The 26,094-nt window shown below is 59.6% G+C and carries 26 protein-coding genes, 1 tRNA gene and 1 pseudogene; 7 read left to right on the plus strand and 21 right to left on the minus strand.

Annotated features, from left to right (window positions below):
* Positions 1–83: 83 nt before the first annotated feature.
* The 9 genes from EXQ56_06360 to EXQ56_06400 all read right to left on the minus strand — a co-directional run bounded on the left by EXQ56_06360 (position 84) and on the right by EXQ56_06400 (position 9,450).
* A complete protein-coding gene (locus EXQ56_06360) occupies positions 84–404 on the minus strand; it encodes a 4Fe-4S ferredoxin (protein MSO20077.1) in 321 nt (106 codons plus the stop codon).
* A gap of 122 nt (positions 405–526) precedes the next feature.
* Positions 527–1,039: a helix-turn-helix domain-containing protein gene (locus EXQ56_06365; protein ID MSO20078.1), complete on the minus strand. Its 513-nt coding sequence runs from the start codon at positions 1,037–1,039 to the stop codon at positions 527–529.
* Positions 1,040–1,495: 456 nt separating this feature from the next.
* Entirely contained in the window at positions 1,496–1,975 is a 480-nt protein-coding gene (locus tag EXQ56_06370) for a hypothetical protein (protein MSO20079.1), read from the minus strand.
* 142 nt (positions 1,976–2,117) lie between these two features.
* A complete protein-coding gene (locus EXQ56_06375; GenBank protein ID MSO20080.1) occupies positions 2,118–4,154 on the minus strand; it encodes a heme lyase CcmF/NrfE family subunit in 2,037 nt (678 codons plus the stop codon).
* 40 nt (positions 4,155–4,194) lie between these two features.
* Positions 4,195–4,728, minus strand: a complete 534-nt coding sequence (locus EXQ56_06380; GenBank protein MSO20081.1) for a cytochrome c maturation protein CcmE — start codon at positions 4,726–4,728, stop codon at positions 4,195–4,197.
* 247 nt (positions 4,729–4,975) lie between these two features.
* Positions 4,976–5,635 (minus strand): peroxiredoxin, encoded by a 660-nt coding sequence (locus EXQ56_06385; GenBank protein MSO20082.1) that lies wholly within the window; start codon positions 5,633–5,635, stop codon positions 4,976–4,978.
* Positions 5,636–5,755: 120 nt separating this feature from the next.
* Positions 5,756–7,390, minus strand: coding sequence for a hypothetical protein (locus tag EXQ56_06390; protein ID MSO20083.1), 1,635 nt, complete (start codon positions 7,388–7,390; stop codon positions 5,756–5,758).
* Positions 7,391–7,460: 70 nt separating this feature from the next.
* A complete protein-coding gene (locus EXQ56_06395; protein MSO20084.1) occupies positions 7,461–8,213 on the minus strand; it encodes a heme ABC transporter permease CcmB in 753 nt (250 codons plus the stop codon).
* Between the two features lie 169 nt (positions 8,214–8,382).
* Positions 8,383–9,450 (minus strand): transaldolase, encoded by a 1,068-nt coding sequence (locus EXQ56_06400; protein MSO20085.1) that lies wholly within the window; start codon positions 9,448–9,450, stop codon positions 8,383–8,385.
* Between the two features lie 316 nt (positions 9,451–9,766).
* On the opposite strand from EXQ56_06400, the gene EXQ56_06405 reads away from it, so the two are divergent.
* The 7 genes from EXQ56_06405 (at position 9,767) to atpG (ending at position 15,485) form a co-directional block, all read left to right on the plus strand.
* Positions 9,767–10,528 (plus strand): energy transducer TonB, encoded by a 762-nt coding sequence (locus tag EXQ56_06405; GenBank protein ID MSO20086.1) that lies wholly within the window; start codon positions 9,767–9,769, stop codon positions 10,526–10,528.
* A gap of 153 nt (positions 10,529–10,681) precedes the next feature.
* A tRNA-Arg gene (locus EXQ56_06410) sits at positions 10,682–10,758 on the plus strand.
* 309 nt (positions 10,759–11,067) lie between these two features.
* Positions 11,068–11,553 carry a hypothetical protein gene (locus EXQ56_06415; protein ID MSO20087.1) on the plus strand — a complete coding sequence of 162 codons (486 nt, stop codon included), beginning with the start codon at positions 11,068–11,070 and terminating at the stop codon, positions 11,551–11,553.
* Positions 11,553–12,311 carry a hypothetical protein gene (locus EXQ56_06420; protein MSO20088.1) on the plus strand — a complete coding sequence of 253 codons (759 nt, stop codon included), beginning with the start codon at positions 11,553–11,555 and terminating at the stop codon, positions 12,309–12,311. Before EXQ56_06415 ends, EXQ56_06420 begins: the two co-directional genes overlap by 1 nt.
* A gap of 3 nt (positions 12,312–12,314) precedes the next feature.
* The gene (atpH, locus tag EXQ56_06425; protein ID MSO20089.1) at positions 12,315–12,863 is read left to right on the plus strand and encodes an ATP synthase F1 subunit delta; all 549 of its coding nucleotides are present in this window, start codon (positions 12,315–12,317) and stop codon (positions 12,861–12,863) included.
* 69 nt (positions 12,864–12,932) lie between these two features.
* Positions 12,933–14,468, plus strand: coding sequence for a F0F1 ATP synthase subunit alpha (locus EXQ56_06430; protein ID MSO20090.1), 1,536 nt, complete (start codon positions 12,933–12,935; stop codon positions 14,466–14,468).
* A gap of 117 nt (positions 14,469–14,585) precedes the next feature.
* Positions 14,586–15,485, plus strand: coding sequence for an ATP synthase F1 subunit gamma (gene atpG, locus EXQ56_06435; GenBank protein MSO20091.1), 900 nt, complete (start codon positions 14,586–14,588; stop codon positions 15,483–15,485).
* Between the two features lie 31 nt (positions 15,486–15,516).
* On the opposite strand, the pseudogene EXQ56_06440 reads toward atpG, so the two are convergent.
* The 12 genes and pseudogenes from EXQ56_06440 to glgA form a co-directional block, all read right to left on the minus strand.
* Positions 15,517–15,906, minus strand: a pseudogene (locus EXQ56_06440) (four helix bundle protein).
* 42 nt (positions 15,907–15,948) lie between these two features.
* Entirely contained in the window at positions 15,949–16,698 is a 750-nt protein-coding gene (locus EXQ56_06445) for a Sua5/YciO/YrdC/YwlC family protein (GenBank protein MSO20092.1), read from the minus strand.
* A gap of 84 nt (positions 16,699–16,782) precedes the next feature.
* Positions 16,783–17,112, minus strand: a complete 330-nt coding sequence (locus EXQ56_06450; protein ID MSO20093.1) for a hypothetical protein — start codon at positions 17,110–17,112, stop codon at positions 16,783–16,785.
* Between the two features lie 99 nt (positions 17,113–17,211).
* A complete protein-coding gene (locus tag EXQ56_06455; GenBank protein ID MSO20094.1) occupies positions 17,212–18,315 on the minus strand; it encodes a hypothetical protein in 1,104 nt (367 codons plus the stop codon).
* 1 nt (position 18,316) lies between these two features.
* A complete protein-coding gene (locus EXQ56_06460; protein ID MSO20095.1) occupies positions 18,317–18,703 on the minus strand; it encodes a hypothetical protein in 387 nt (128 codons plus the stop codon).
* A gap of 402 nt (positions 18,704–19,105) precedes the next feature.
* Positions 19,106–19,663, minus strand: a complete 558-nt coding sequence (locus tag EXQ56_06465) for a MogA/MoaB family molybdenum cofactor biosynthesis protein (protein MSO20096.1) — start codon at positions 19,661–19,663, stop codon at positions 19,106–19,108.
* Positions 19,664–19,757: 94 nt separating this feature from the next.
* Positions 19,758–20,495 (minus strand): response regulator, encoded by a 738-nt coding sequence (locus EXQ56_06470; GenBank protein MSO20097.1) that lies wholly within the window; start codon positions 20,493–20,495, stop codon positions 19,758–19,760.
* Between the two features lies 1 nt (position 20,496).
* The gene (gene moaC / locus EXQ56_06475) at positions 20,497–21,066 is read right to left on the minus strand and encodes a cyclic pyranopterin monophosphate synthase MoaC (protein MSO20098.1); all 570 of its coding nucleotides are present in this window, start codon (positions 21,064–21,066) and stop codon (positions 20,497–20,499) included.
* A gap of 6 nt (positions 21,067–21,072) precedes the next feature.
* A complete protein-coding gene (locus EXQ56_06480) occupies positions 21,073–22,284 on the minus strand; it encodes a molybdopterin molybdenumtransferase MoeA (GenBank protein ID MSO20099.1) in 1,212 nt (403 codons plus the stop codon).
* 29 nt (positions 22,285–22,313) lie between these two features.
* Positions 22,314–23,621, minus strand: coding sequence for an adenylosuccinate synthase (locus EXQ56_06485; protein ID MSO20100.1), 1,308 nt, complete (start codon positions 23,619–23,621; stop codon positions 22,314–22,316).
* A gap of 198 nt (positions 23,622–23,819) precedes the next feature.
* A complete protein-coding gene (gene trxA, locus EXQ56_06490) occupies positions 23,820–24,146 on the minus strand; it encodes a thioredoxin (GenBank protein MSO20101.1) in 327 nt (108 codons plus the stop codon).
* Between the two features lie 226 nt (positions 24,147–24,372).
* The gene (gene glgA / locus EXQ56_06495) at positions 24,373–25,848 is read right to left on the minus strand and encodes a glycogen synthase GlgA (protein ID MSO20102.1); all 1,476 of its coding nucleotides are present in this window, start codon (positions 25,846–25,848) and stop codon (positions 24,373–24,375) included.
* Positions 25,849–26,094: the final 246 nt, after the last annotated feature.

Raw genomic sequence — 26,094 nt, forward strand, 5'->3', positions numbered from 1 at the left:
GGGAGCGGGGGGTTGAGACTGGTCTTGCCAGCCGGGACGAACCCCCGCTCCCTGACGGTCGCGGCTCTGTTTATAGGAATAATTTAGGGTAGGGTTAGGCCGAGCGACTTCTCTACCTGATCGGTGGGCATCATGTCGATGGCGTCCCAGGGGCAGCCATCCAGGAACGTGCCGTCCGGGCCTTTAGAGGTGCACAGCTTGCAGCCGATGCACAGGAACGGGTCCACCACGATGCGGCCGAACGGACCATCGGTCTCCGGCACCCAATACATGCACTCGGCAACAGGACAGTAGGCAACGCAGACGGGAGAGCCTGCGCAGCCCGTGCAACTTTCGTTGATAATGGCCAGTATTTTTGGCTTCTTCTTGCGCGGCGCGGTAGTCCCCGAGGACATCGGGTACATCTTTTCAACTGATCGGTCGGCGGACTGTATCTCAGTGGTAGCCATAAGCAAATAATTATGCTATAGGTTCGTGGTGATTCTCAAGAGGTTGTGCGCAAAGAAATTTACCCGCCACGTTGTTATCAGGCGTATTGACAGGAAAGGTCCGATGTATCGATGCGAACGCGCAGGGCAGCTCTCCGTTTCCTGATGGATGGGAATGCCTCCACCACGCCCTTCTGCTCGTTATTCAACTCCGGGTCGAGCACGATGGTAATCATTCGGATCAGGCGATCACTTTGCTCGCCCACGGGATCGTCGCCATTCTCCCACTTGGAGAGAGTGGAGGGGTCCACATGGATGAGGCGGGAGAACTCCACGCCGGTCTTGCCCAGCCTCTTCCGCAGATAGCGGACCTCCGTGCCGTTCAGCCGCATCGGCTTCTTGACGACGCCGAGCGCCAGCGACCGCAGCAGCCCCTGCAAATTCGATAGGATGGGGGAGTCCCCGCAGCTCTTGCAGCGGATCACCTTTATACCCATGAGCATCACGTTCTTCATGCCGCACTCCGCGAATGGATAGTCGGCATGGACCACGGGCGCTTCTTTCCCGCAATCGGGACACATCTCCCGGTTTTTCTTAGTAACTTCCAACATTGTCTTCTCCCGGCTACCGTTCCGATCAAGGGGACGGTTCCGTAATTCACCGAGAACACGGTGATCAAGAAGCCACGCTCGGTGGTTCGGAAACAGAAAACTATAGCAACCCACGGGCCACTGGCAATCCTGCCTTCAATGCGATATTTCCAAGCGCCGGTTTTGATATCCGGCTCAGGCTGCGACAAAATCGAGCCAGACTTCCGTACCACATAAACATCATCGAGGATGATGTCATCATCCGCCATCGCTTTTCTGGCGTGCGGGCTGACGACGATCTCGCCGTCCACGACACAGTGGCGGATCAGGTCCGTATGCTTCCTGCTTACTGAGACATTGAATCATGCCAATATTGGCAATTTACCAATTTAACGGGTGGTTGTCAAGAGCACAGCGGAGAGAGGATGAAAAGTGAACCGGGGAGAGGAGCGCACTCTTCCAGCCACCTGTCGTCACTTACTGATTGTCCATCTCGCGCTCGATCTGGCTGCGATATTTTTCCATCAGTTCCGGTGGCAGTTCCGGTGGCAGTTCCGGCGTGGCTGCAATCTCGCCCATGCTTCCGGCCGCCATTTCATCCATGTTTCCGGCAACGGCGGGCTTGCGCTTGAGGCGCATCAAAGCAAAACCCACGGCCATTGCGCCCAGCCCCAGCACCAGAAACGGCATCAGCCAGGCCAGGAACGCAAAGCCCACGCGGGGGGGCTCGGGCAGCACCTTGGGGCCATATTGCTCGACAAAGCCGGCCAGGATCACTTCCTCGCTCTTGCCCTGCGCCATGCCTTCTTTGATGGTCCGGCGGATGTAGGTGGCCGAGGAGCAATCCAGGTGATTGCACGACAGGACAATGTAGCTGCAACTACCGCACTGGCACAGCAGCTTATTGGAGATGCGCCGGAACTCGGCGACATTCTCGACCGGCTCCACCGAACTCATGGAACTCTGCGGTGGACTCTGCGGAGAAGACTGCGCGTACAGGGCCTTCGGCCAGCCACACAGCGCTGAGGTCAGTATGGCCGCAGAGCCGATGCCCAGCACCGCCAGCCGCGCACTCTTGCCCGCCCGCGACGGCAAATTTTTATGCGGCGACGGCATCGTGCTCCTTGTTTTCACCGGCTTCGGGATCAGTTGGTTTACGTTGCACGGCCACCAGACCGGGCTTGGAGGGCACCAGACAAACGACTGTGCCGAAAATCAGGATGAGCCCGCCGAGCCAGATCCAGTTCACCAGCGGATTGCGATGCACAGCCACCACAGCCTTCTGATTGGTGTCATTCATGCCGGAGAAGATCACGTAGAGGTCCTCATTCATGCGCGGGCGGATAGCCGCCTCGGTAGTCGCCTGGCGGCTGGTCTTGTAGAAGCGTCTCTCCGGCCTCAGCGTGTCCACTACTACGCCGCCGCGCCACATGGCCAGCTCGACGTGCTGCGAGGCATAGTTGGCATTGTCGCTCTCCACCACCTGCTTCAGTTCGAACTCATAAGGCCCCAGCGCCAGACGTTCGCCGACGCCCAACTCCTGCTCCTTCTCCGTGTCAAACGCGGTGCCGGTGATGCCCAGGAAGATCAGCACCATGCCAAAGTGGACGATGTATCCGCCGTAGCGGCGGGTGTTGCGCATGGTGAGAATGTAGGCCGCTTGCATGGTGGAGACGCCGCTCTTCTCGCCAATCACCATTGAGCCGCGGGCGAACTCCATGATGATGGTTACCGTAACAAACGCGCAGAGTATAAACGACACCAGCGGATAAAATTCACGCACGCCCGCCACGAACAGGGCGGCGCCCACGGCGAGTCCGAGGATTGCAGGGACCAGAAAGTTCTTTTTCAGGCTGGATATTGAGGTCTTGCGCCAGGCAAACAGCGGGCCCAGTCCGGTCAGCGCCAGCAGCAACAGCCCGATGGGGACATTTACTTTATTGAAGAACGGCGCGCCCACGCTGATCTTGGTCCCCTGCACGGCTTCCGTAATCACCGGGAACAGCGTGCCCCACAGCACGGCGAAGCAGGAGGCCAGCAGCAGGAGATTATTGAACAGGAAACTCGATTCGCGCGAGACCAGCGAATCCAGCTGCTGCGCGCTGCGCAGATAATCGAGCCGGTCCATCAGGAGCCAGCCGGAGATGAGCATGCTCACGCCGAGGAAGCCGACGAAGTACGGGCCGATGGCTGATTGGGCGAAAGCGTGCACGGAGCTGACTACGCCGCTGCGCGTCAGAAATGTCCCGAAGATGCAGAGGTAAAAAGTTACGAAGATCAGGACCATGTTCCAGACCTTCATCATGCCGCGCTTCTCCTGCATCATGACAGAATGCAGAAACGCGGTGCCCGTCAGCCAGGGCATGAAGGACGCGTTCTCAACCGGGTCCCAACCCCAGTAGCCGCCCCAACCCAGCACGGCATAGGCCCAGCGACCGCCCAGAATAATGCCGACCGCGAGAAACAGCCATGCGGTCATGGTCCAGCGGCGCGTGGTCTCAATCCATTTTTCGCCAGCCTGCTGCGCGATCAGAGTGGCCATGGCGAAGGCGAAGGGAACGGAAAATCCGATGTAGCCGAGATAGATCATCGGCGGATGAATGGCCATCGCTGGATACTGCAACAGCGGATTCAGCCCCTGCCCGTCGAGAGGACCCTGGACCATCATCTGGCCATTATGATTCATCGCCATTTGTTGAAAGGGGTGCGCGATGAAGACGTTTAACACCAAAAAGAAAAGTTGCACGATGGACAGAATGGCGACTACGTAAGGCATCAACTGACGATGCTGCTTGCGATTGAGCCACACGGCAATGGCGACGTACCCGGAGAGAATCCAGCTCCAGAACAGGAGTGAGCCTTCCTGGCCCGACCACAGCGCGGTGAGTTTATAGAACCACGGTAACGTGCGGTTACTGTGCGCGGCGACACTCATCAGCGTGAAATCATCGGAGAACAGCTTGTACCAGAGAACGCCCACCGCCACGCTGACCAGCACGCAGGTGGAGAGCGTCGCGCGATACGCGCTGATCTGCAGCCGCTCACGGCCTTTCACGATGCCGATGACCGACGCCGCCAAGGTGTACAACACCAGCACAAAAGCCAGATAAAGAGCGAAGCTCCCGAGAGTAATCATGGGCCTGCCAATTTGGAAAAATTAGAGATTAGTTCCCGCGCTATTTCGAGTAACCGCCGGAGTAGCCAGCGGGATATCCGCCATTGTATTTAACGGCATCGCTCATGCTCGTTGGCGCGCCAGCGGGCGGCACGTATTCGCCGGGCGCGATGCCCGAAGCCTTGCGCTGTGCGGCGACAGCTTCATATTTTGAAGGACACTTGGCCTGCACGGCCTCGGCGTGAAAAGTCCCGTCGGGCTGATAGCGTCCGTCGGCGATGGCTTCCGCGCCATCGGCCAGCGTGTCGGGAAGAGGCTCGCTGCCGGTGTAGACAATCTTGAGCATCTTGCCGCCCTGCTCGATCTGGAAGTTCACGCGACCGTCGTCGCGCAGGATCGACCCAGCGGTTACATCGCCCGCGACGCGCAGGCGGCGCTCCTGCAACTGTTGACTATCCACCAACTCCGAGACGGTAACGTAATACGTCTTGCTTTCCTGAATGCCGCTGTAGGCCAGCCACGCCACCGTGGTCAGAATCACGGCGATGCCCGCCGCGAATCGCCAGTTTTTGCGACCAGAACGCACAGAACTCATATTTCCTCCTGCCGCCGCGGGATAGCCGACATCGAACGCTGGCCATCCCTCCGCACCGCTGCCACCTATACGGTCATTCTAGCACCGATTCTAGCGCATTGTTACTGATGCTAGAACCGAGACAGAGCCGCGACCGTAAGGGAGTGGTCACGTTCAACGGTCACTGATGATCGTCAAACTTGATCGCTCCCTGCCGGTCGCGGCTCTGTTACCCCATTGCGCAAAACGGTCCAATGCGAGGACTGAATTACTTGGGCTGATCGACCAGGCGCAGATACGGCCTGAGCGTCTTGAAGCCCTGTGGATACAGTTTCTTGGCCTCTTCGTCAGAGACCGCCATGGTGATGATGACTTCCCCGCCCGGCTTCCAGTTCACCGGCGTGGCCACTTTGTGCTTCATGGTGAGCTGGATGGAATCCAGCACGCGCAGAATCTCGTCGAAGTTGCGGCCCGTGGCCATCGGGTAGCTGATCATCAGCTTGATCTTCTTGTCCGGTCCGATAACAAAGACCGTGCGCACCGTGGCGTTGTCGGCGGGCGTGCGGCCCTCCGAGGTGTTGCCGGCCTCTTCAGGCAACATATTGTATAGCTTGGCCGCCTTCAGCTCCGGGTCGCCGATCATGGGATAGTTCACCTTGTGCCCCTGGGTCGCTTCGATGTCGGCGGACCACTTGCCGTGGCTGGCGACCGGGTCCACGCTCAACCCAATGATCTTGCAGTTACGCTTCTTGAACTCCGGCTCAAGGCCGGCCATGTAGCCCAGCTCCGTGGTGCAGACGGGCGTGAAATCCTTCGGGTGCGAAAACAGAATGGCCCAGCCATCTCCGATCCATTGATGGAAGTCGATGGTGCCTTGCGTGGTCTCCGCCGTAAAATTAGGCGCTTCCGAATTGATGCGTAATGACATTGCTCTCCTCCAAAAATAAGCGCTGCCCGGCAGTCTGCCGGATATTCCGCCAACTTTGAAAATATTTACTTGGCCAGCGCATTATACACCGAACTGCCTATACGGCAGATTGCAATCAAATTATTTCGCAACCTCATCCCGCAACCGCCGTTGCTCAATGGACCGCGCCAGATTGGCCTGAGCCTTCCGCAGCTCCGGGTTGAGTTGCAAGGCCCGCCGCGCGGCCAGAATGGCCTCGTCCCACATCTCCAAATCCACATGAGCAACGGCAAGCTGGTCGTAGGCTTCCGCGTAACCCGGGTTAAGTTGCAGCGCCCTCTGACAGGCTGCAATGGAATCCTGGTATCTCCAGTTCTGCTCATAGCGCCAGCACAGAGTCAGATAATTCTCCGCTGTCGGCGCACGCTTCACCGTCTTCTCGGCGGCGAACAAGTCGGCACGATCCAGTATCAGCTTGACCGAGAGGTCGCCCACCCCGTCCCACACAAAAATCCTGTTGAATCTCTTGGCATCGCTGGCTGCGGCAAGGCCCACGGCCACGATGAGAATGGCGGCGAGTATCTTGCGTGGCAGATCGTTGAGCCGGGCCCAGCCGAGCGAGGCGACATACCAGAACCCTACGCCGGCGATCAAATAAAACGGCCCGAATAGGACGCTCACATAACGCAGATTGAGCCAGTTGGGAAGGAGCATCGGCAGGGCCAGAAAGCCGAGGCTGAAAATTGCCATCCCGCGGATGACGGGCCAGTCGGCGGGATCGTCTGCACCTGCGGCGGGCATCCAGCCCGGCTTCCAGCGCGAGACAAGCAAAACCGCCAAACCAACTGCGCACAGCACGCCAGCCATCGGGCTAATCACATAAAATGCCCGCAGCAGGAATGTGCCGGGGCCGGATTGATACTCCAAAGCATAGGTGTTGGCGACGTGCGCGCCGCGCCAGTTGAGTACGGTCTCCACCAAAACAGAGAAGCCCCCAATCGCATATGCCAACCACGCCAGGATCGCCGCTGTTCCTACCAGACCACCCACCATCAGCGTGAGTCCGTTGCGGTATTCCTTGCGCTGGACCAGCATCACCCACAGCACCCAGATCGCGCACAGGGCGAAGATGACAGAGCCGAACTCCTTGACGACAATCCCCACGCATCCGAGCAACACGAAGACCCAGTGCCATACGCGTTGCTGCCAGATTCTTTGCTGCATGTCGCGTTGCTGCGTGCCGTGTGTGATTTCGCTAGCTACATAAACCAGCGAGAGGCCGAGGAAGCCCACCAGCGCGTCGGTCCAGGCGCGCCGCGCCAACTCCTGCTCGGCCGGCGAGACGATGAAAAATAGCAATGCGAAGAGAGTAGCCCAGGGCGGGAAGAAGCGAATGCCGATCAGCGTGAGCATCAGCAGCGAGCCGATGCTCGCCGCGCAGGAAAGAATCGCACCGGCGCTCGCGTCGGTCTTGCCGGTGATGCGCATGGTGGCGGCGAGCAGCCATAGATAGCCCGCGCGCGTCGGAGGCCCTGCCAGCCGCGCCGCCGGATCACTTTGATACTCCGCCGCGATGCTCCGCAATCCGGCGCTGCCCTCATTCACTAATCGGTTCGCCTGAAGAGTGTAGTTGGTCTCGTCCGGACTCCGCCCCGTGGGAATCTCCAGATTCCTCACGCGCATCCCCATGCCAAAGTACAGCAGGAATGCAACCGCAACGCATCCGAGCCGCGTCCGCAGCAATGAAGAATCAAATAGGGAAGAATCGAAAATCATCGTCGTAGCATATCAGGGTTTCCGCAGTACCACACCGCAGCATTTGGTGGGGATCGGGACAACGAGGCGATCACTCTTCCAGCAGGTGGTCGAAGAGCATCAGTGATAGCACCGTGAAGATGATGTTGAAGCCCAGGCAGATTTCGAGCCACGTGCCGGGAGTGACCAGCGGGTCATTGTTGAGCAGCACCGCCGTGGTGGCTTCCACCAGCGAGAGGATCAGCGGTATCTCGATGGGGAACAGCAGCACGGGCAGCATCATCTCGCGCAGTCGCACGCTGGTCGAGATGGCGGCAAAGGTGGTGCCCACCGCCGCGAGCCCCCAGCTTCCCAGCAGCACGATGCCCACCAGCGTGAACAGCTTGTCGTCGAGGCGCACGTTATAGAAGACCGCGAACAGTGGGAGCAGCAGCAGATTTAGCAGGCCGAGAAAAAGTAAGTTGCTGAAAAGTTTTCCCAGATAGACCGCCGCGGGCGGGATGGGTGCCATGCGCAGCGCCAGCAGGCAGTCGTTGGGCACTTCGCGGGAGAAGGTCCGGCTCAGCGCCAGCATGCCGGAGAACGTGTAGGCCAGCCACAGCAGGCCGCCGGACATCTCGCGCGCCATCGCCGAGGTAGGCTCAAAGGCCATGCTAAAAATGACGATCACCAGCAGCGAGAAGACCGCCGCCGCATTGAACACTTCCTTGGTGCGAAACTCCGAGCGCAGATCCTTCAGGAAAATGGTGGTGGCGGCGGCGAAGAATGAGACGCCGGGCCGCGCGTCTGCAACGAACGAGGCCGGTTCGGCCGAGGTGCCTGCGGATTTTGCGGAGGGTGCCATTAGCTTGATTCCACAGTCGCGATATCCTCAGTTTTTGCTCATCCAATCGTCGTCATTCCGAGCACAGCGAGGAACCTGCTTTACGTTGCGGTAAGAGCCAAAAAACAGGTTCCTCGCTGCGCTCGGAATGACCACGATTTTATTTTTCGGCAAACATAACTACACAGCTTCAGCGGCGCGCCGCCAGCGAACCCAGCGCGGCGCGCTTCTCGCCAATCAATTTCAACAAACCCTTGTGCGGGTCGGCGAACTTGGCGACGCCTTCGCGCATAAGAACTTCTTCCAACTTGGCCAGGTCCAACGCGCCGTCAATTTCGCGCAGCACCGCATCGGCGGGCATTTGATCGACCGCGCGGGTAATCGTCCGCCCGCTTGATTCCACGGCCTCGTTGGTCGCCGGGGGATTGGTCTCGATGTCCGAACCGGCCAGCGCCGCGACGTACTTCGCCGGATCGTCCTCCGGCTTCTTCGTGCCGGTGCTGGCGAAAATGATCTCCTGCTTTAGCGGCAGCTTCTCGGCGGCCCAGAAATCCTGATTCTCGCGCCACATGCGTTTAGCCAGCACGATACCCACCTGCCCCTGTGCAGCAGCGGAAAGTTGCGAGACATGTTTCTCGGTGTAGACATCCACGCGGCTGACGAAGACGCTGTAGACGGATTTGAACACGGAGAAGTTCGCACGTTTTTGCGCTCCGCGCCAGACCGCCTCGCGTGCCATTCGATATTGGCGCGGCGTGAAGATCAGCGTTACGTTCAGCGTGATCCCGTGCGCGGCAAGCGCCTCCAGCGAGTCGATGCCCGCCGGCGTTGCAGGGACTTTGATCATGCGATTGGCATGTCCCGCGCACCACTGCTTACCTAACTCCATATACCGGCGCACGCGCTCGGCGTGCGGCAGGTTCAGCGTGGTGTCTTCAATCAGCGGATCGAGTTCGAAGCTGACGTAGCCGTCATCACCGTGGGTGGACTGATGCACGGAAAGAAAAATCTCCTGCGCCTGGCGCACCAGCATATCGGTCAACTGCCAGGCGATGGCCTCGTCGTCGAACCCCTGCCCGGCGAGCCGTGCCAGATCCGCGTCGTAGCGGCCGGACTTCAAAATGTCGGAGACGATTATGGGGTTGGACGTGGCACCCGTCGCGCCGCGGTCGCGGTTGACGCGCAGGAAATCCGGGTCAATGCTATCCAGCCAAACCTTCGTTCCCGATTCCACCAGACTGCGCAAACCTTGGGCCATAAGCACTCCGCGTAGTGTCGATAATTACCGCTTCCCGGACATCAGTATATCAGTTAACTATACGTGCAAACCCAACACCGCATGAGCGTACCCAACACCACCCCGAGCGGTTACGGCAGGGAACAAATCCCACTAAGTGGGGACTAACTAATCAGAACAGCCAGCGCTGGTCAGAACAGGTCGAATCGGCTGACGGGATTTTCGACCGATCCCTCAGATGGCAACTTGAGATGTGCAGGACGGTGGACCACGGCTTCTATTGGCCGGTGGCGGTCCACTTAGCCGGACACGCTGAGATGCACTCAGGAGGGAACCCATGTTAGAACAGAGCCAATTGGAACTAAGTACCCGCAAGGGGAAGCAGAAATCGATCAGCTTGCTGGCCGGGTTTGCGATTCAAGGATTGGGACTGGCAGGGCTTTTATTGATGTCGCTTATGTTTACCGAGGTCGCACCGCGCCTGCGCTACGCCACGTTCCTGGTCGGCCCGCCCCCTGGCCCGCGCCGAACGCCGCAGACGGATACACGTCCACGGACGGAGAGGAAAATACCTGCTCGCTTTGTCCCTAAAACCGATGGGCTGCAAGCGCCGACGGTGATTCCAGACAGGATCGCAATGGTGAATGACCCTGCGCCTCCGCAATGGGATGAAATGACAGGCAGCGACAGGAATCTATTTGTTGATGGCAGCACAGGCACAGATAGCGATACTTTTCTCAATTTTCGCGTTGATCACACGCCCGCCCAACCACCACCTCCCCAGCCCATTCCTGTAGATGTGGCGCAGGAACCCATGAGGATTGGCGGCAGCGTCGCGGCGGCCAAACTCATCCATCAAGCCAAACCTATCTACCCGAGGCTCGCTATCCAGGTGCACATACAGGGTGTCGTCAAGTTGGAGGCCATCATCAACGAAGCTGGGACAATTGACGATCTGCGCGTGCTGAGCGGCCATCCGTTGCTCATTCAGGCCGCGCTGGACGCCGTCGCGCAATGGCGGTATCAGGCGACGCTGCTTAATGGACACCCCGTCCCGGTTATTACCACGGTGGAGGTGAACTTCCGGCTGGGCGGCTAACACAGAAGCTTGCCGCGCTCTGCAATGTACCGTCGGCTTCCAGCCAGCCCCAAGGGCCGCCAAGATGGTGGCGCTACGCCAAACTGTAGCTCTACCGGCTGCCGGCGCTGCTTGACGCCGCTCCCTTGCACCGCCTAAACTCATTGCTGACACGCGCCTGTAGCTCAGCTGGATAGAGCGCTAGCCTCCGAAGCTAGAGGTCGCAGGTTCGAACCCTGCCAGGCGCACCATCCATTTCTGAGGGGGTTAAGGATCGCATCCTTAGCCCTTTTTTCATTGTGGGAACAAGCGGCGAAGTTGAATCCCGGCGCGGATTGCGGGGCACGCTTCCTGCCATCTCACGAAATTCGAGAACCGAAAAGACAATCACGGACGCTTTCTTGGAATAGATTTCGGTCTACTCAGGTCCCGTCCAGTAGGACCAGCACGCCGCAGGCATTTGACCAGCACGCCGCAGGTATGATATTTTTTAGAGTTTGCCAACCCCTGTTTTTTCTCAACTGTCGGGGTAATTCTAATGATCGGGTGGAAGGGATCGCATGGATTTGGTAGGCGCGCTTAAAGACTTGTTCATCAGCGCGGTCCCCACCTTCATGCTGGTGTGGATTCTCTACGCCTATGTGTCCCAGGTTTTCTACCGTCCCATGCGCAAGGCACTGGATGACCGCCACTCCGCCACCACGGGGCTACGCAAGAAGGCTGACGAGCAGATCGCCTTGGTGGAGAAAAAGACATCTGATTACGAGGATGCTCTGCGCGCGAACCGCGGCGAGTTGGCTCGCCATCAGGAAGAGCAGCGCACCGCCGCAATGAAGCAGCGTGCCACCATCATTCAGTTGGCTCGCGACAGCGCTCAGCAAAAAATGACGCGTGCGCGCGCCGAAATCGTTCAGGAGACTGCGGAAGCCAAGAAGTCTCTGGAGCGCCAAAGCGAGGAGATGGCCCTCTGGATCACCAACGCGGTGCTAAATCCCCCGTCTTCCTTCTCCGGCAACCGCTTGACCGCGAAAGGCGGGACGTCATAATGCGGCTCCCAGTGATTCTCGTCTTCTGGATATTCTCTCTGGCTGCGTTCATCGGAACCGCCAGCGCGCATGAGTTGAGCGCCTCCCACACGCATGACGCGCCAGCGCAACCAGCCTTCTCCCTGTTCACCGCGCCGCTAATGGCTCAGGAGCATCCTCCTTCCGGGGAAGCAGCCACGGAGCACCCCGCCGCCGCGAGCGAACATGCCGCGGAAGGTGAACATGCGGGCGGCGAAGAGCATAGCCTGTTCGCGGAAGTTTCCCACTACCTCAATTTTGCGGTTCTCGCCGGCCTAATCATTTACGGCATCAAGAAGGGGCTGATCCCGTTCCTGAATGAACGCGCGCGGTTGATCCGCGAAGACATGCTGCGCTCCTCGGAGGCCATCGAACAATCCAACCTCCGTCTGAAGGCCATGGAAGAGCGCATGGGTAATCTCGACCGCGAACTGGCGAAAATGAAGCAGTCGGGTATGGAAGAAGCGCGCCTGGAACGAGCTCGCATCGAGAAGGAAGCCGAAACCGAAGCGACCAAGATCCTGGCCAACGCCAGCATGGAGATGGAATCCGCGGTGAAGGCCGCTCGCCAGGAATTACAGGGCTTCGCCTCAGAGCTTGCGCTCAATGTGGCTGAGAGGAAGATCAAGGAATCCCTCACTCCGCAATCCGAGAAGCTGATCCTAAATTCGTTCATCGACCGGCTGGCTGGTTCCTCGACTAGCACCAATGACGCCGGTGATGGCGGGAGGAAGAATTAGACAATGCCTTCCGCAGCAGCATTTCGCTACGCGCGCGCACTGGTGGATGTGGTAACCACTCCCGGAGCCGCCGATCCCAAGAAAATAACGGCCGAGCTGAAACAGTTTGAGACGCTGATGAGCGACAACGCCGAGCTGCGTATTTTGTGCGCCACGCCAGCCATCGCATCCTCCAGCAAGCACGCCGTGATTGATCAGATCGCCTCGGCGGCAGGTCTCTCTCAAACCACCCGGAACTTTATCAAAGTGGTTCTGGACCGCGACCGCATCAGCATCCTGCCCGAAGTGATCGAAGGCTTTGAGACGCTGCTCAACGAGCGGCTGGGCATCGCCGTCGCGGAGATCACTTCGGCCCGCGCTTTGGATGACACCGAGAAAACGAACTTACAAAGCGCCCTGAAAGCACGCACCGGCAGGCAAGTGCAGGTTACCTATTCGCAGGATTCGAGCCTGATTGCGGGTGTTGTTGCGCGCATCGGCAGCACGGTATATGACGGCTCAGTACGCGGCCAGCTTGACCGCCTTCGCGCGGAGTTGGCCGGGCGGGCCTAGTGCAGAGCCGCAACCGCCAGGGAGCGAACCGGCTTCAAGATCAGGAACTATAGTTAGGAGTATCTACGCATGGCACAGATTAAAGCGGACGAGATCAGCAAGATTATCCGCCAGCAGATTGAGAACTTCGACACCGCCATGAACGTCTCCGAGACCGGCTCGGTCATCTCGGTGGGCGACGGCATCGCGCGCATTTACGGCCTCGGCAAGGTGATGTCGGGCGAGTTGGTCTCGCTGCCGCACGGCGTGGCCGGCATCGCCATGAACCTGGAAGAAGATCAGGTCGGTGTGGTGCTGCTGGGCGACTACACGGAGATCAAGGAAGGTGACTCCGTCCAGCGCACCGGGAAAATCATGTCGGTGCCGGTCGGCGAGGCCATGCTAGGCCGCGTGGTCAACGCGCTGGGCGTTCCGATTGACGGCAAAGGCCCCATCATCACCGAAAAGTTCAATCCCATCGAGCGCATCGCGCCAGGTATCGTGGATCGCCAGCCGGTGAAGGAACCGATGCAGACCGGCCTGAAGGCCATCGACGCCATGATCCCCATTGGCCGCGGACAGCGCGAGCTGATCATCGGCGACCGCCAGACCGGCAAGACCGCCGTGGCGCTCGACGCCATCATCAACCAGAAGGGTGGCGACGTGATCGCCATCTACGTGGCCATCGGGCAAAAGCGCTCGACGGTGGCGCAGGTGGTCAAGACGCTGGAGCAATACGGCGCGATGGACTATACCATCATCGTCTCGGCCTCGGCCAGCGACCCGGCCCCTATGCAATATCTGGCGCCTTACGCAGGCGCAGCCATCGGTGAATATTTCCGCGACTCGGGCCGCCACGCGCTGAACATCTACGACGATCTCTCAAAGCACGCCGCAGCCTACCGCGAGATTTCGCTGCTGCTGCGCCGCCCGCCCGGTCGCGAGGCCTATCCCGGCGATGTGTTCTATCTCCACTCCCGACTGTTGGAGCGCGCCGCCAAGATGAGCGCGGAGCGCGGCGGCGGCTCGTTGACTTCCCTGCCCATCATCGAAACGCAGGCCGGCGACGTCTCGGCCTACATTCCCACCAACGTGATCTCCATCACCGATGGACAAATTTATCTGGAAGCCGACCTGTTCAACTCCGGCAACCGCCCGGCCATCAACGTGGGACTCTCCGTCTCGCGCGTCGGCGGCAACGCGCAGATTAAGGCCATGAAGCAGGTGGCTGGAACGTTGCGCCTCGATCTCGCTCAGTATCGCGAGCTGGCGGCGTTCGCGCAGTTCGGCTCCGACCTCGACAAGGCCACGCAGGGTCAGCTCAACCGTGGTCGTCGCCTCGTCGAATTACTCAAGCAGGATCAGTATGTCCCGCTGCCAGTGGCCAAGCAGGTACTCACCGTCTTCGCTGGCACCAACGGCTTCGTGGACGAAATTCCGGTGGAGGATGTCCGCCGTTTTGAAGCCGGCCTATTCCGCCACGTGGATAACACCGCTCCATCGCTGTGGCAGAAGGTCGCCACAAAGAAGACCATCGACGACGAGATCAAGGCCGAGTTCACGCGCCTGATAACCGAGTTTAAGCAGCGCTTCCTGGCCGAACAAGCCGCCCCGGCCGCGAAGTAACGATCCGCGCGAACAGTGCCGCGCGCGTCAGCAAGCGGGCCAATGGAACGACCAGGCAACTTTTGTAAACCGCTGGATTTTTGGAAACTGCTCGAAAGGTGATCGGAACAAAACGCGATGCCCAGTTTGATTGACATGCGTCGGCGCATCCGCTCGGTGCGCAACACGCAGCAGATCACCAAAGCCATGAAGATGATCTCGGCGGCGCGTCTGCGCAAGGCGCAAGAGCGCGCTTTCAACGCGCGTCCCTACGCCGGACTGCTGCGTGAAGTGCTGGCGAGCCTCGCCGGACGTTCCGAGAACATCCAGCATCCGCTGCTGACCGAACGCCCGCAGGAACGCATCACCGTCCTGGTGCTCACTGGGGACCGCGGGCTGTGCGGCGGATTCAACACCAATATCCTGCGCGCCACCGAGCGCTTTCTCGCCGAGCACTTCGATAAACAGATTGAAGTGATCCCCATTGGGCGCAAAGGCCGCGACTATCTGAAGCGGCGCGTGAACGTCGTGCAGGAATACACCGGCATCTACGCGAAGCTCGCTTACAGCGACGCCAAGACCATCGCCAGCCAGTTGATCTCCGCGTACTCGGAAGGCACGACCGACGGCGTATACATAATCTACAACGAGTTCAAGAGTGTCATCTCTCAAAAACTGACCGTGACGCAATTGCTGCCCCTAAAGACCCTCCAACCAGACGCCGGAGCAGTGTCCGAACAATCTGCGCAATCTGCGACCCAAGCCACAGATAGTTCTGGTACCACTGACTACCTCTACGAACAGCCGCCGCAGGAACTGCTCGCCACCCTGCTGCCACGCAATGTGGAAGTGCAAATTTTCGGTTCGCTGCTGGAGTCCAACGCCGCCGAGCACGCCGCGCGCATGACCGCCATGGACGCGGCCACCTCCGCCGCCGGCGACATGATCGAAAGCCTCACCCTGACCATGAACCGCATCCGCCAGGCCGCCATCACCAAGGAAATCATCGAGATCGTCAGCGGCGCCGCCGCGATCTAAAACACGGGCATTAGGGATTGGGTGTTGGGGATTAGGGGAAATGCGTTTCTAGTCGGGCCAAGGACTTTGCCAGGACCGTTATCAGGCGATTAAGCATCTTCCCGATCACTTCGATTTCTCCACCTATTAGATCGAATTGCTCTGCTCGTATGTCCCCAAGTTCTTTCGCCACGATTAAGTGCGTTTCCAATTCATAAAGTGATCCCCGCGCAATCCGGAGGAACTAGGTATATTCCTTTCGGCTGCCTCGCCCCCATCCCTCCGCAACATTTGCCGGAACTGAGGTGGCTGCCCGCTATGTTTGGCTAGTCAGTCCGTAACGCTTTTCTGGGTTGTAGCAGCGCGTGAGTTCATAAATTTCTTTCACCAGCACAATTGATCGCTTCCACACATCCAATTCCTTGTAACTGCTAATCGCCATTCGACCGTCTCCTTTCCGCCCCTAACCCCCAACCCCCCAAACCTAACCCCCAAGAAACTCTCGCAACTCCACCTCGCTCACCACGCCTTCGCGGATCAAACGCCAGGCAGGCGTGGTCAGGTCAATGGTGGTGGCGGTGGGGACGGCGGCATAGGGGTAGGGCGAGGCGGGAGCGGGGAGCGGGGACAGGGTGGGTGTGTCGATGATGAGGGAGTCGGAGAGTTGCACGCTCTCGACGCGCGGCGCCGATTCGGAGGTCTCGGCTTCAAAGATCAGCGAGACGGAGTCGCCGAGCGCGAGACTGGTTTCGGCAGCGGTCCCGCAGGTGGAGTGGCCGGAGATGTTGGCGCTGGTGGCGATCAGCGGCGTGCCCATCTCGGCGAGCAGCGCCGCGGCGATGGCGCTCTTCGGCTGGCGCAGGCTCAACCGGCGCGTGTTGCCCGTGGCCTTCAGCGGCACCGTGCCGCCCGCCTCGACAATCATGCTGAGCGGCCCCGGCCAATAGCGGTGCGCCAGCAGATAGAAGATGGACGGCAGATGCTGCGCCATCTCCGCCGCCTGATCGATGGAGGCGACAAACATGGGCAGTGAGCGGTCGTGCGGGCGGCTCTTGGCGCGATAGACGCGGCTGACGGCGGACAGGTTGAAGGGGTCAGCGATCAGGCAGTAAAGCGTGTCGGTGGGGATGGCGATGATCTCGCCGCGACGGATGCGTGCGGCGGCCATTGCAATTTTATCGGGCTCGGGCGCTTCGCCCGGGCGGGGCCACCGAATGGGAATGATCTCAGCCAAGCGCAGCACCTCGCATTTCAACAGCACGCGAGGTTATCACGCAGCACGAAGACGCGTCAACGGAAGGCGGATTCGGGTAGTAGGCTACTTTGAATCTCTGTTTTCAAAATGAAAGAGAGGGATTAGTCCGTGCCCTCTCTCCAGGCTTTGCAACTTTGCATCTCGGTGGTCACTGTCAATCTTGAACGTGCTGCTTTTGACAGCAGCTTTCTCCTTCTCCAAGTCCGAGATTTCCATGAAGTAAAGTATCGAGTTTCCGTCCTCGCTAAGAAAGCACGCTTCCGTTATGACACCTTCATTCTTGAGAGCTTGGATGACCTCTTCGGAGCGATTTTCTAGTTGCTCGCACCAGTCTAGCCAAATCTGCTTCTTGTCCGGCTGGAACTTCATTTGGACTAATCGCACGTTCGACATTAGTTCACTCCTTTACGCTGCTCTTTCTTCTCTCCGCTCTTCGTATTCTTCCCAAAGAGCAACGAGGTCTGATACTTCCCACAGCTTAGGTTTTCGACTCTACACTGACAGCCGCAAGAGTTTCGCAGCGGTTTCCCCCAGTATGGCGCGCTTGTCGGCGTCGCTTAAGGACGGCGTGCTCAGGATGTGGTCCACCGATTCGCTGGTCCAGCCGAACGGATGGTCGGTGCCCATCACGATCTGACTCGCGCCCGCTTCGGCGACAAGATGGCGCAGTTGCTCGGCGGTGAAGACGAGCGAGTCGTAGTAAATCTGCTTGAGGTAGGCGCTGGGCGGCTGCTTCACGGGCTTGCAGGCGTCGGGCGCTTGCGTGAAGCAGCGGTCGGCGCGCGCGGCAAATGACGGCAGATACCCGCCACCGTGCGCAGCGCAAATCTTCACGCCGGGATGGCGGTCGAGCACGCCATCGAAGATCAGATGCGCCAGCGCCGTGGTGGTATCCAGCGGATTCCCAATCACGTTGGGCAGATTGCCGTTGCCGCGGAAGCGCGCCGCGCCCTCGGCGAAATTCTGCGGATGAATAAAGACCAGCGCGCCGAGTTCATCGGCCTTGGCCCAGAACGGTCGCAGGCGCGCCGAGGAAAGCTCTTCGCCGTTCACGCTGGTTCCAATCAGACAGCCGCGCATCCCCTGCTGCCGCATGGCGCGCTCCAATTGCTCGGCGGCGAGATAGGGGAATTGCAATGCCACGGAGGCCAGCGCGACGAAGCGGTCCGGGTGGGCAGCGACCAGTTGGAAAAGTTTTTCGTTCTGGATGCGGATCAGCTCGGCCACGGCATCGCGCGGCGCGCCGTACCAAAACGCCGTGATGCTGACGGCCTCGACATCAATGCCCTGCACGTCCATCACGCGCAGCCGGTCATTCACGTTGTGAATATTCAGCGCCGCACCGCGCACACCGGAGAGCGTGGTGCGCAGCGTCTCGCCCACCTCGTAATCCTTCACCGGCTCCCAGGCCTCGGGAACATGCGCGTGGCAGTGCAGATCGATGGTGCGCACCCGGCGTCCGCCGACCATCACCTCGCGGCGGCGCACTGCCGGCGCGGACGAGTGGGCCGGCGCCTGCGCGAATGCGCAACCCGCGAAATAAAGTCCGGCCACGGACGTGGCTGAGTCGCGGAGGAATTTTCTGCGAGTGGACATGCTATCCGCCGAACTCGGCGATCTGGCCGCCGCGTGTGATCAACTCGCTGGCTTCCTGTTGCGAAGCCTTCTGCGTGGGCATGTGTTGCGCGGGCGGCGGGACGACGCGCCCGGGCAGCATCTTGCCGGATTCCAGTTGGGCCAGGAAACCCTTGGCCGTCCAGTAGATGAAGCTCTGGAAGAACTCCGCCGTGGCGCGCACCAGTTCGGCGTCGGCGGCGAACGCGGCGGTCGCCGGATATTTCCAGAGGTGCTTCTCCTCGAGCAGCACCGCCAGCACCACTTGGCCCAGCAGGATGCCCTCGGCGAAGCGCTTCTGGCCCAGATCGGTCCCAGCTTTCTGGATCGCCGCCGCATCACGCTCGATGAGCCAATCGAGCAGATTCATATAGACGGCCCCGCCGCGCCGAAACAGTTCTTCGTCGCTCAGGCGGTGATAGTGACTGGTGCCGGGATTAGCGCGTAACTCGCCGAAGATGCTCTCGATCAGCTGGCGCAGTTAGCTGTGAACAATCTGGGTAAAGGCGGCATTGCTCATAAGGTTCTCCTTGGTCCGGAACTGCCGAAGTCAGGAAGCCCACTATACTCGCCGGAGTTGGTTCTGACAATGCTTAAAGTGGGTTTAAAGTGGGCTTAAAGTAGGTAAGGTCCGAAAGTTTTTCCATCGATGCGGAGGAGTGAACAGAGTCGCGACCGGGAGGGAGTGGTCCGGCGAGCGCATCGAGTGAAGGAAGAACCGCTCCCTTCCGGTCGCGGCTCTGTCACGGCTCACGGCATGGGAAGAGCAGGCCTATCGGCTGGCGGCTTCGGTATGCTCGGTGCGGCCTTGCAACAAATCAACGGCGTGCGGCAGCAGAGCAATGATTGCGCGCAGCGACTCGGCGGCGCCCTTAGGGCTGCCCGGCAGATTGATGATCAACGCATTGCCGGCGACGCCCGCCACAGCACGCGAAAGTGCGGCGCGCGGCTCCGACTTCGCGCCTTCGCGGCGCATCTGCTCGGCCAGGCCAGGAATCTCACGGGTGATGACTTTCAAAGTAGCCTCCGGCGTAACATCGCGGGCGGAGATGCCGGTGCCGCCGGTGGTGAAGATCGCTTCAAAACCTTTATTGCTCAACTCGCGCAGCGTGGCGGCGATCACCGCCATGTCGTCGGCCACCACGCGCGTGTGGGCCACGCTCCAGCCATTCGCCTGGAGCAATTCGGCGACGGCGGCACCGGAACCGTCGCGCTTCTTTCCTTGAAACACGGAATCACTGACAGTGATGACGGCGGCGCGCAACTTTTTATCAACCACGGGTGTGGCGGATGGCGAACTAACAGGTAGCGATACGGCGGGCTGAGCCATGGGTTCCTCATGGTTTAAAAGGTCGTGGGCCATTGTCTTTCAGATGCCGAACGGATATCGATTTAACAATTTCTGGAGAAATGCACTTGCTTGCTTAACGGTTGGCTTCATCCACCAGCCGCAGCGCCTCCATCAGAAGGCCCTGTGTCGTTTTCGTGGTAGTTTTCATTTCGGACTTCGAATTAAAGTCGATTTCAAACGTCGCGTCCTGCCAGCCGGCCGCGGCATAGACCGCTTCATCGCCGGTGATGGCGCCCAACTCAGCATGATTGAGCTGGCCATCCTGAAAGTACATGCGGCAGCTTTCCTGACGGCTCTCGTTGTCGCGAGCCAGGGTAAGAGAGCAATTCTTCTGACCTTGCTCAAGCGACTGAAACAGGTCAATGAGGTTCATCTCTGAGAGTCGCCCGCCTATGACTCCTTCCTTGGACGCTTGCCTCTGCATCTTGTCAAGCGCGGCGCGGTCGAGAATCTTCTTGGCGCGCTGCGCCAGCTCCTTCACATAAAACGGCTTGGAAACAAACTCCTCCACCATCTCGGCATAGGGCTTCAGATGCTCTTCAATATCCGGTTTGCTAGCCAGCAGGATAAATGGCACTGAACTGGTATCCACCGTGGACTTCAGAGCCTGGACCAATTGCGCTCCATCCATCTCCGGCATGCGGTAATCGCAGATGATCAGGTCGGGCGGCGACTTCAGGCAGTGAGCCAGCGCGGTGGTCGAGTCCGTGAAGGAGGCTATTTCCGCGTAGATATCCACGCCACGGCGCAAAACATCCAGAATGACGGGATTGTCATCAATGAGCACCACGGATACCTTCGCTTTGGACATGTTATCTGGTGGCCTTCTTCAGCTTGCCTGCCCCGGACGACGGAGGTCTACGGAAGACTCCACTCTTGCCTCCGGATTTTTCCAACAAGCAAATATCGGTAATTGTGATGGACTTGTCAACGGCCTTGCACATGTCGTACAACGTCAGCGCCGCCACGCTCACTGCCGTGAGTGCTTCCATCTCCACGCCCGTGGGCGCTTCAGTGGCCGCAGTCGCCTCGATGCGCACCCCGGTTGGCTTGCCCTTTCGCACGACGCGCACTTGCACGTCCACATGCGTCAGCGGCAGCGGATGGCAGAGCGGGATCAGTGCGGAAGTCTGCTTGGCCGCGGCAATACCGGCGATGCGCGCGATCTCCAGGGGATTGCCCTTGGGGTTGCGCGGCAATTGCCGAAGCACCACCGCCGACATCTGCACAAACCCTTGCGCGCGTGCACGGCGCGCCGTGGACTGCTTGCCGGAGACGTCCACCATACGCACGGATCCCTCGGCATCAAAGTGAGAGAGTACTGGAGATTTATCTATCTTTCGCAACGCTATCCTCTGCCCCACGTATTTTAATGCACTCATCACTCGTCAATGCCTCATCATCACCGAAACCCACTCGCCGGCCTTCAGTTCGCCCACTTCCTCCGGGATGGCCAGGAAACAGTTAGCGCGGGTTAGGCTGACCACATCACCGGAACCTTTCCATTCTACCGGACTCACCTCCGGTTCGTAGTAGTTCCCTTCAAGTATTGCAGGGAGAAATCCCGCGAGCCCAGCTTTGCGTCGCAGGTCGCGGGTCATCCGCGCGCGCGTAAAGATGAGCGGAGCGGTCATTTCGCCAGCCAGCAGCGCCAGCGCGGGGCGGACGAAAAGCTCAAACGTCACCATCGTGGAAAGCGGATTGCCCGGCAAGCCGAAGATGAATGTCCTGCCCACTCTGCCGAAAACCAGCGGGCGACCGGGCTGGATATACACACCGTCAAAATAGAATTCCGCGCCGAGCTGCGCGAGTACCGGCTCGACCAGATCAAACTTGCCTGCCGAGACGCCGCCGCTCAACAAAAGCACGTCGTGCTCACAACCCCGCTCAATCATTTCGCGCAGGCGATCTTCGCGATCTTCCGCAATGCCCAGCGGCACAGGGATGCCGCCCGCCGCCTGGGTCTGCGCTTGCAACGAATAGCTGTTGCTGTTGCGAATCTCAAAGGGGCCGGGCGCGACATCCAGTTCGACGATCTCATCACCGGTGGGAAGAATCGCCACCGTCGGAGGTTTATATACGCTGATCTCCCGCAATCCCACAGCCGCGATCATGGCGATCTCGGCGTAACCGAGGCGGCGACCGGGAGTGAGGAGCGCCTCGCCGCGACGCGCTTCACTGCCCTGCGCAACGATATTTTCTCCAACGACCACCGCCATGTTGATCAACACATGATCTCCAGCGGCACTGGTCTTCTCGACCATCACCACTGCGTTCGCTCCAGCAGGCAAGGGAGCGCCGGTCATGATCTCGACGCAATCGCCTGCGCCAACCGCACCATCAAATGAAACGCCCGCGCGAGCCTGCCCCATCAGGCGCAGTCGAGCCTGGATCGCCGATACATCGGCGGCGCGGACAGCGTAGCCATCGCGAGTGGATCGCGGAAATGGAGGAAGGTCGCGGTCAGCGGAAACTGCCTGGGCCAGCACGCGAGTGCGAGCATCCTGCAAGGGAATCAATTCAGTCTGGAGGGAGAGCTTGGAGCTGCGGACGCGCTCCATGACGAGTTCGCGCGCGGCTTGAAATTTCATGACAGCCATGTGGGGCTTCAGTCCAACAGAGCCGCGCCTCAGCGGGGCAGTATCTGCTCCAGCCGCGTGCCGGAGCGCACGATGCTCTGGTCGCGCTCCGGGCCGGTGGAGATGATCGAGGCCTCGATACCCAGTTCACACTCCAGGTAGTCCATGTAGGAGCGCGCCTGCGCGGGCAAGTCTTCGAAGCGAGTAACGCCGAATGTCGGGCTCTTCCATCCGGGCAGCGTTTTGTAGATGGGCTTCAAACGCTCCCAGGCCTGAATGGACGCGGGCAATTCATGAACCGTCGCGCCATCGAGCTCGTATGCAGTGCAGACGCGAATTTCGTCAAAGGCATCAAGTACGTCGAGCTTGGTGATAATCAGGCTGCTGAGTCCGTTGATGGCCGCGCTGTAGCGCAGCACCGGCAGATCGATCCAGCCGCAGCGCCGTGCGCGTCCCGTTACAGAACCGAATTCATTGCCGCCCTTGCGCAGCGCCTCGCCGATTGGGCCGGTATCTTCGCTGGGGAATGGCCCCGCGCCGACGCGCGTAGCGTAAGCCTTAGACACACCCACGGCAGCCGTGATGCTGGTCGGCGGGATGCCTGTGCCGGTGCAAGCACCGCCGGCAGTGGCGTTGGAGGAAGTAACAAACGGATAAGTGCCGTGGTCCACATCCAGCAGCGTGCCCTGCGCACCTTCCATCAGCACTGATTTGCCCGCCTTGATCTCACGATTCAGCAGTCCGGCAGTGTCGGTGATGAGCGGGCGCAGGCGCTCGCACATGGCCAGATAATCGCTCACGATGGCCTCGCCGTCGATGGTGGCCGCACTGCCCATGCCGCGCAGTAGGTTGCGGCGGTCCTCCACCACACGACCCACCAGCGAACGGAAGATGGCCGCGTTGAGGCTGTCGCCCACACGAACGCCGAGCCGCGCCATCTTGTCCTGATAGGCCGGGCCGATGCCCTTCATCGTGGTGCCGATATGCGTTCGACCGGGCGCGTTCTCAAGTTCTTGCTCAATCAGGCGGTGATACGGAAATATCAGATGCGCGCGATCACTGACAAACAGACGGTCGCGAACGGTGACGCCGCGAGCCTCCAACCCGTCAATTTCCTTCAGCAGCGCGGCGGGATCAACGACAACTCCGTTGCCGATCACGGCTCTTTTGCCGGGGCGCAGAATGCCGGACGGGACTAGTTGCAGGACGAACTTCTCCGCGCCGATGGTCATGGTATGACCGGCGTTATGTCCGCCGGAGTAGCGCGCGACAATGTCGAAGCGGTTGGCCAGATAGTCGACGATCTTGCCCTTGCCTTCATCGCCCCACTGCGCGCCGATAATAATGACTGTGCTCATATATTCCTGTTCACAAAAATGAAGGCTGCCGCGGCAGCCCTCCACGCCAATCCTAAACTGATTTCACGCCCGTTACAACATATAAAAGCCACAACACAAAACGCCACACGAATGCACTTTATTGGCACATCCGCGTGGTCTATTTCGGTATGGTCGTGCGAATGCGCGGAAGAAATTCATCCGCGATTCATGGAAACTTTACAGGTTCTGCTTGATCAGACTCTCGATCGCTTCGCGGCCCTGCGCGCCGACGATCTGTCCGCGCACCTGGCCGTCCTTGAATAGCAGCAGCGTCGGAATGCTACGGATGCCATATTGGCCCGGCACCGCCTGATTCTCATCCACGTTCATCTTGGCTACCACGGCTTTGCCGATGTAGTCTCCCGCGATCGCCTCCACGGTGGGCGCGATCATGCGGCAGGGGCCGCACCAGGCCGCCCAGAAATCCACCAGAACAGGCTGGGAAGATTTCAGCACATCCGCGTCAAAACTTTGATCCGTTACGTTCAGAATATTGCCAGCCATGGCCAAATGCCTCCTCGGAATTACCTTACGGGTCCTCACTGGAGCTTCCGTACTCCGGCAGGTCCACGCACTAAACCGATTGGATGCCCAGAGTAAAACGTTTGATGCAAATAACTATTGTACCGCAGAATTAGCTTGATGAATTAGCTCGATGATACGGGCCTTCCCCGTTGTCATCCCCGTTGTCATCCCGCTCGTCGCTCGGGATGACGACAGCGAGTCGTGCTCACATCTCGCGGTAAAGCGTTTCATAGGCCTCCGCTGAGCGTGCCCAGGAGAAGTCTTTTTTCATGCCGTTCAACATGATCTGCTTCCACCCTTCGGGATTTCGAAACAGAGACAGGGCGCGCCGCACCGCCTCCAGCATGGCTGTGCCGGTGTATTTGGTAAAGCGGAACCCGGTGCCCTCGCCAGTCGCAGGGTCATAGTCCTCCACCGTGTCCGAGAGGCCGCCAATGTCCCGTACCACAGGCACTGTGCCGTAGCGCAGGCTGTAAATCTGATTCAGTCCGCACGGCTCGTAGTGCGACGGCATGAGGAACATGTCCGCACCGGCCTCCACCTTATGCGCCAGCGCGTCGTCATAGCGAATGCGAACTCCGACGCGGTCAGGATAGTCGCGCGCCAGAGTGCGGAACAACTCTTCGTACTCTGGCTCGCCCGTGCCGAGTACGGCCAGCCGCAGATTTTCCTTCATCAACAACGGAGCCACTTCCGCGATCAGGTCCGCGCCTTTTTGCCGCGTCAGCCTGGAAACGATGCCAATCAGCGGAGCATGGACATCGGTCTCCGGAAATTCGAACTCGCGCAACAAATCACGTTTGCACTCGGCCTTGCCCGAAAGATTCTTCGCTCCATATTTAGCGGCGATGAGCCGGTCGCGGGCCGGGTCCCACTCCTTGTAATCCGCACCGTTCAGGATTCCATGCAACTGGCCCGCGCGCGCGGCAAGTACGCCGTCGAGGCCACAGCCGAACTCCGGCGTCTGAATCTCGCTGGCGTATGTCGGGCTGACCGTGCTGATGGAGTCAGCATAGATCAGCGCGCCCTTCAGAAAACTCACGCCCCCAAAGAACTCCAACCCATCGATGCGGAACAAGTCCAGGCTCAGTCCGGCGCGCAGCAACGCATCGGGCGGAAACAATCCCTGATAGGCGAGATTGTGAATGGTCAGCAGAGTCCGCGTATGGGACAACTCGGGGTCGTCCACGTAGTCCGTGCGCAACAGCACGGGGACGAGTCCCGCCTGCCAGTCGTGGCAATGAATCACATCGGCGGGAAAGATCGACTTGGCCACCTCCAGCACCGCGCGCGAAAACAGGCTGAAGCGCTCTGGATTGTCGGGGTAATCCTTGCCGCCTGCTCCCACATAGAGTGATTCGCGGTCAAAATATGGCGGATAATCGACGAATATCCAGCGCACCGAGCCGCTCTTCAGTGCGCGTCGCGGAGCCTCCAGTATACGGAGAGAATGCTGATGCGAACCCAGCGTGACGGTTACGCCCGAAGCCAGCTCCCTGAATTTTTCGCTTGGCGTTGACCGGTGTCGCGGCAGCACCACGGCAACTTCCACGCCGCGCGCAGCCAGCGCTTGAGGCAGCGCGCCGATCACGTCGGCCAGCCCGCCCGTCTTCGAAAACGGCACGCCCTCGGAGGCGGCGAAGAGCACGCGTAGCGGCGCGCCGGAATTGGGTCTGACCATCGTACCCTCTCGCATCAACCTGGGCCTGCGACTTAATGCCTGCCTAAATGGCCACAGTACTGAACGCTCTTGCGCACTGTCAAGCATTGGGCGCGGCGGGAATTACCGAGGACAACAGATTTCGCCCATGCTGTGCCTCGTGCTATTATTTTCTTCCGCACGAAACTATTGGCAGCCCTCATAGCGCGCCCCGATCTTACGCAATATAGCCCAGGGTGCTACAGCAACCTTCGTGTGGTTGGTTCA

It is taken from the genome of Acidobacteriota bacterium (assembly GCA_009691245.1).
Lineage (GTDB): Bacteria > Acidobacteriota > Terriglobia > 2-12-FULL-54-10 > 2-12-FULL-54-10 > SHUM01.

Bases quoted from the DNA above. Each gene is read 5' to 3' on its own strand.
- EXQ56_06460 (MSO20095.1), bottom strand. From the start codon at position 18,703: ATGAATCTGCTCGATTGGCTCATCGAGCGTGATGCGGCGGCGATCCAG.
- atpH (MSO20089.1), top strand. From the start codon at position 12,315: ATGCCTTCCGCAGCAGCATTTCGCTACGCGCGCGCACTGGTGGATGTG.
- EXQ56_06415 (MSO20087.1), top strand. From the start codon at position 11,068: ATGGATTTGGTAGGCGCGCTTAAAGACTTGTTCATCAGCGCGGTCCCC.
- moaC (MSO20098.1), bottom strand. From the start codon at position 21,066: ATGAGTGCATTAAAATACGTGGGGCAGAGGATAGCGTTGCGAAAGATA.
- EXQ56_06400 (MSO20085.1), bottom strand. From the start codon at position 9,450: ATGGCCCAAGGTTTGCGCAGTCTGGTGGAATCGGGAACGAAGGTTTGG.
- EXQ56_06395 (MSO20084.1), bottom strand. From the start codon at position 8,213: ATGGCACCCTCCGCAAAATCCGCAGGCACCTCGGCCGAACCGGCCTCG.
- EXQ56_06465 (MSO20096.1), bottom strand. From the start codon at position 19,663: ATGGCTCAGCCCGCCGTATCGCTACCTGTTAGTTCGCCATCCGCCACA.
- EXQ56_06375 (MSO20080.1), bottom strand. From the start codon at position 4,154: ATGATTACTCTCGGGAGCTTCGCTCTTTATCTGGCTTTTGTGCTGGTG.
- EXQ56_06385 (MSO20082.1), bottom strand. From the start codon at position 5,635: ATGTCATTACGCATCAATTCGGAAGCGCCTAATTTTACGGCGGAGACC.
- EXQ56_06430 (MSO20090.1), top strand. From the start codon at position 12,933: ATGGCACAGATTAAAGCGGACGAGATCAGCAAGATTATCCGCCAGCAG.
- EXQ56_06365 (MSO20078.1), bottom strand. From the start codon at position 1,039: ATGTTGGAAGTTACTAAGAAAAACCGGGAGATGTGTCCCGATTGCGGG.
- EXQ56_06390 (MSO20083.1), bottom strand. From the start codon at position 7,390: ATGATTTTCGATTCTTCCCTATTTGATTCTTCATTGCTGCGGACGCGG.
- EXQ56_06455 (MSO20094.1), bottom strand. From the start codon at position 18,315: ATGTCCACTCGCAGAAAATTCCTCCGCGACTCAGCCACGTCCGTGGCC.
- EXQ56_06485 (MSO20100.1), bottom strand. From the start codon at position 23,621: ATGAGCACAGTCATTATTATCGGCGCGCAGTGGGGCGATGAAGGCAAG.
- glgA (MSO20102.1), bottom strand. From the start codon at position 25,848: ATGGTCAGACCCAATTCCGGCGCGCCGCTACGCGTGCTCTTCGCCGCC.
- EXQ56_06380 (MSO20081.1), bottom strand. From the start codon at position 4,728: ATGAGTTCTGTGCGTTCTGGTCGCAAAAACTGGCGATTCGCGGCGGGC.
- EXQ56_06405 (MSO20086.1), top strand. From the start codon at position 9,767: ATGTTAGAACAGAGCCAATTGGAACTAAGTACCCGCAAGGGGAAGCAG.
- EXQ56_06450 (MSO20093.1), bottom strand. From the start codon at position 17,112: ATGTCGAACGTGCGATTAGTCCAAATGAAGTTCCAGCCGGACAAGAAG.
- EXQ56_06480 (MSO20099.1), bottom strand. From the start codon at position 22,284: ATGGCTGTCATGAAATTTCAAGCCGCGCGCGAACTCGTCATGGAGCGC.
- EXQ56_06420 (MSO20088.1), top strand. From the start codon at position 11,553: ATGCGGCTCCCAGTGATTCTCGTCTTCTGGATATTCTCTCTGGCTGCG.
- atpG (MSO20091.1), top strand. From the start codon at position 14,586: ATGCCCAGTTTGATTGACATGCGTCGGCGCATCCGCTCGGTGCGCAAC.
- trxA (MSO20101.1), bottom strand. From the start codon at position 24,146: ATGGCTGGCAATATTCTGAACGTAACGGATCAAAGTTTTGACGCGGAT.
- EXQ56_06360 (MSO20077.1), bottom strand. From the start codon at position 404: ATGTACCCGATGTCCTCGGGGACTACCGCGCCGCGCAAGAAGAAGCCA.
- EXQ56_06470 (MSO20097.1), bottom strand. From the start codon at position 20,495: ATGTCCAAAGCGAAGGTATCCGTGGTGCTCATTGATGACAATCCCGTC.
- EXQ56_06370 (MSO20079.1), bottom strand. From the start codon at position 1,975: ATGAGTTCGGTGGAGCCGGTCGAGAATGTCGCCGAGTTCCGGCGCATC.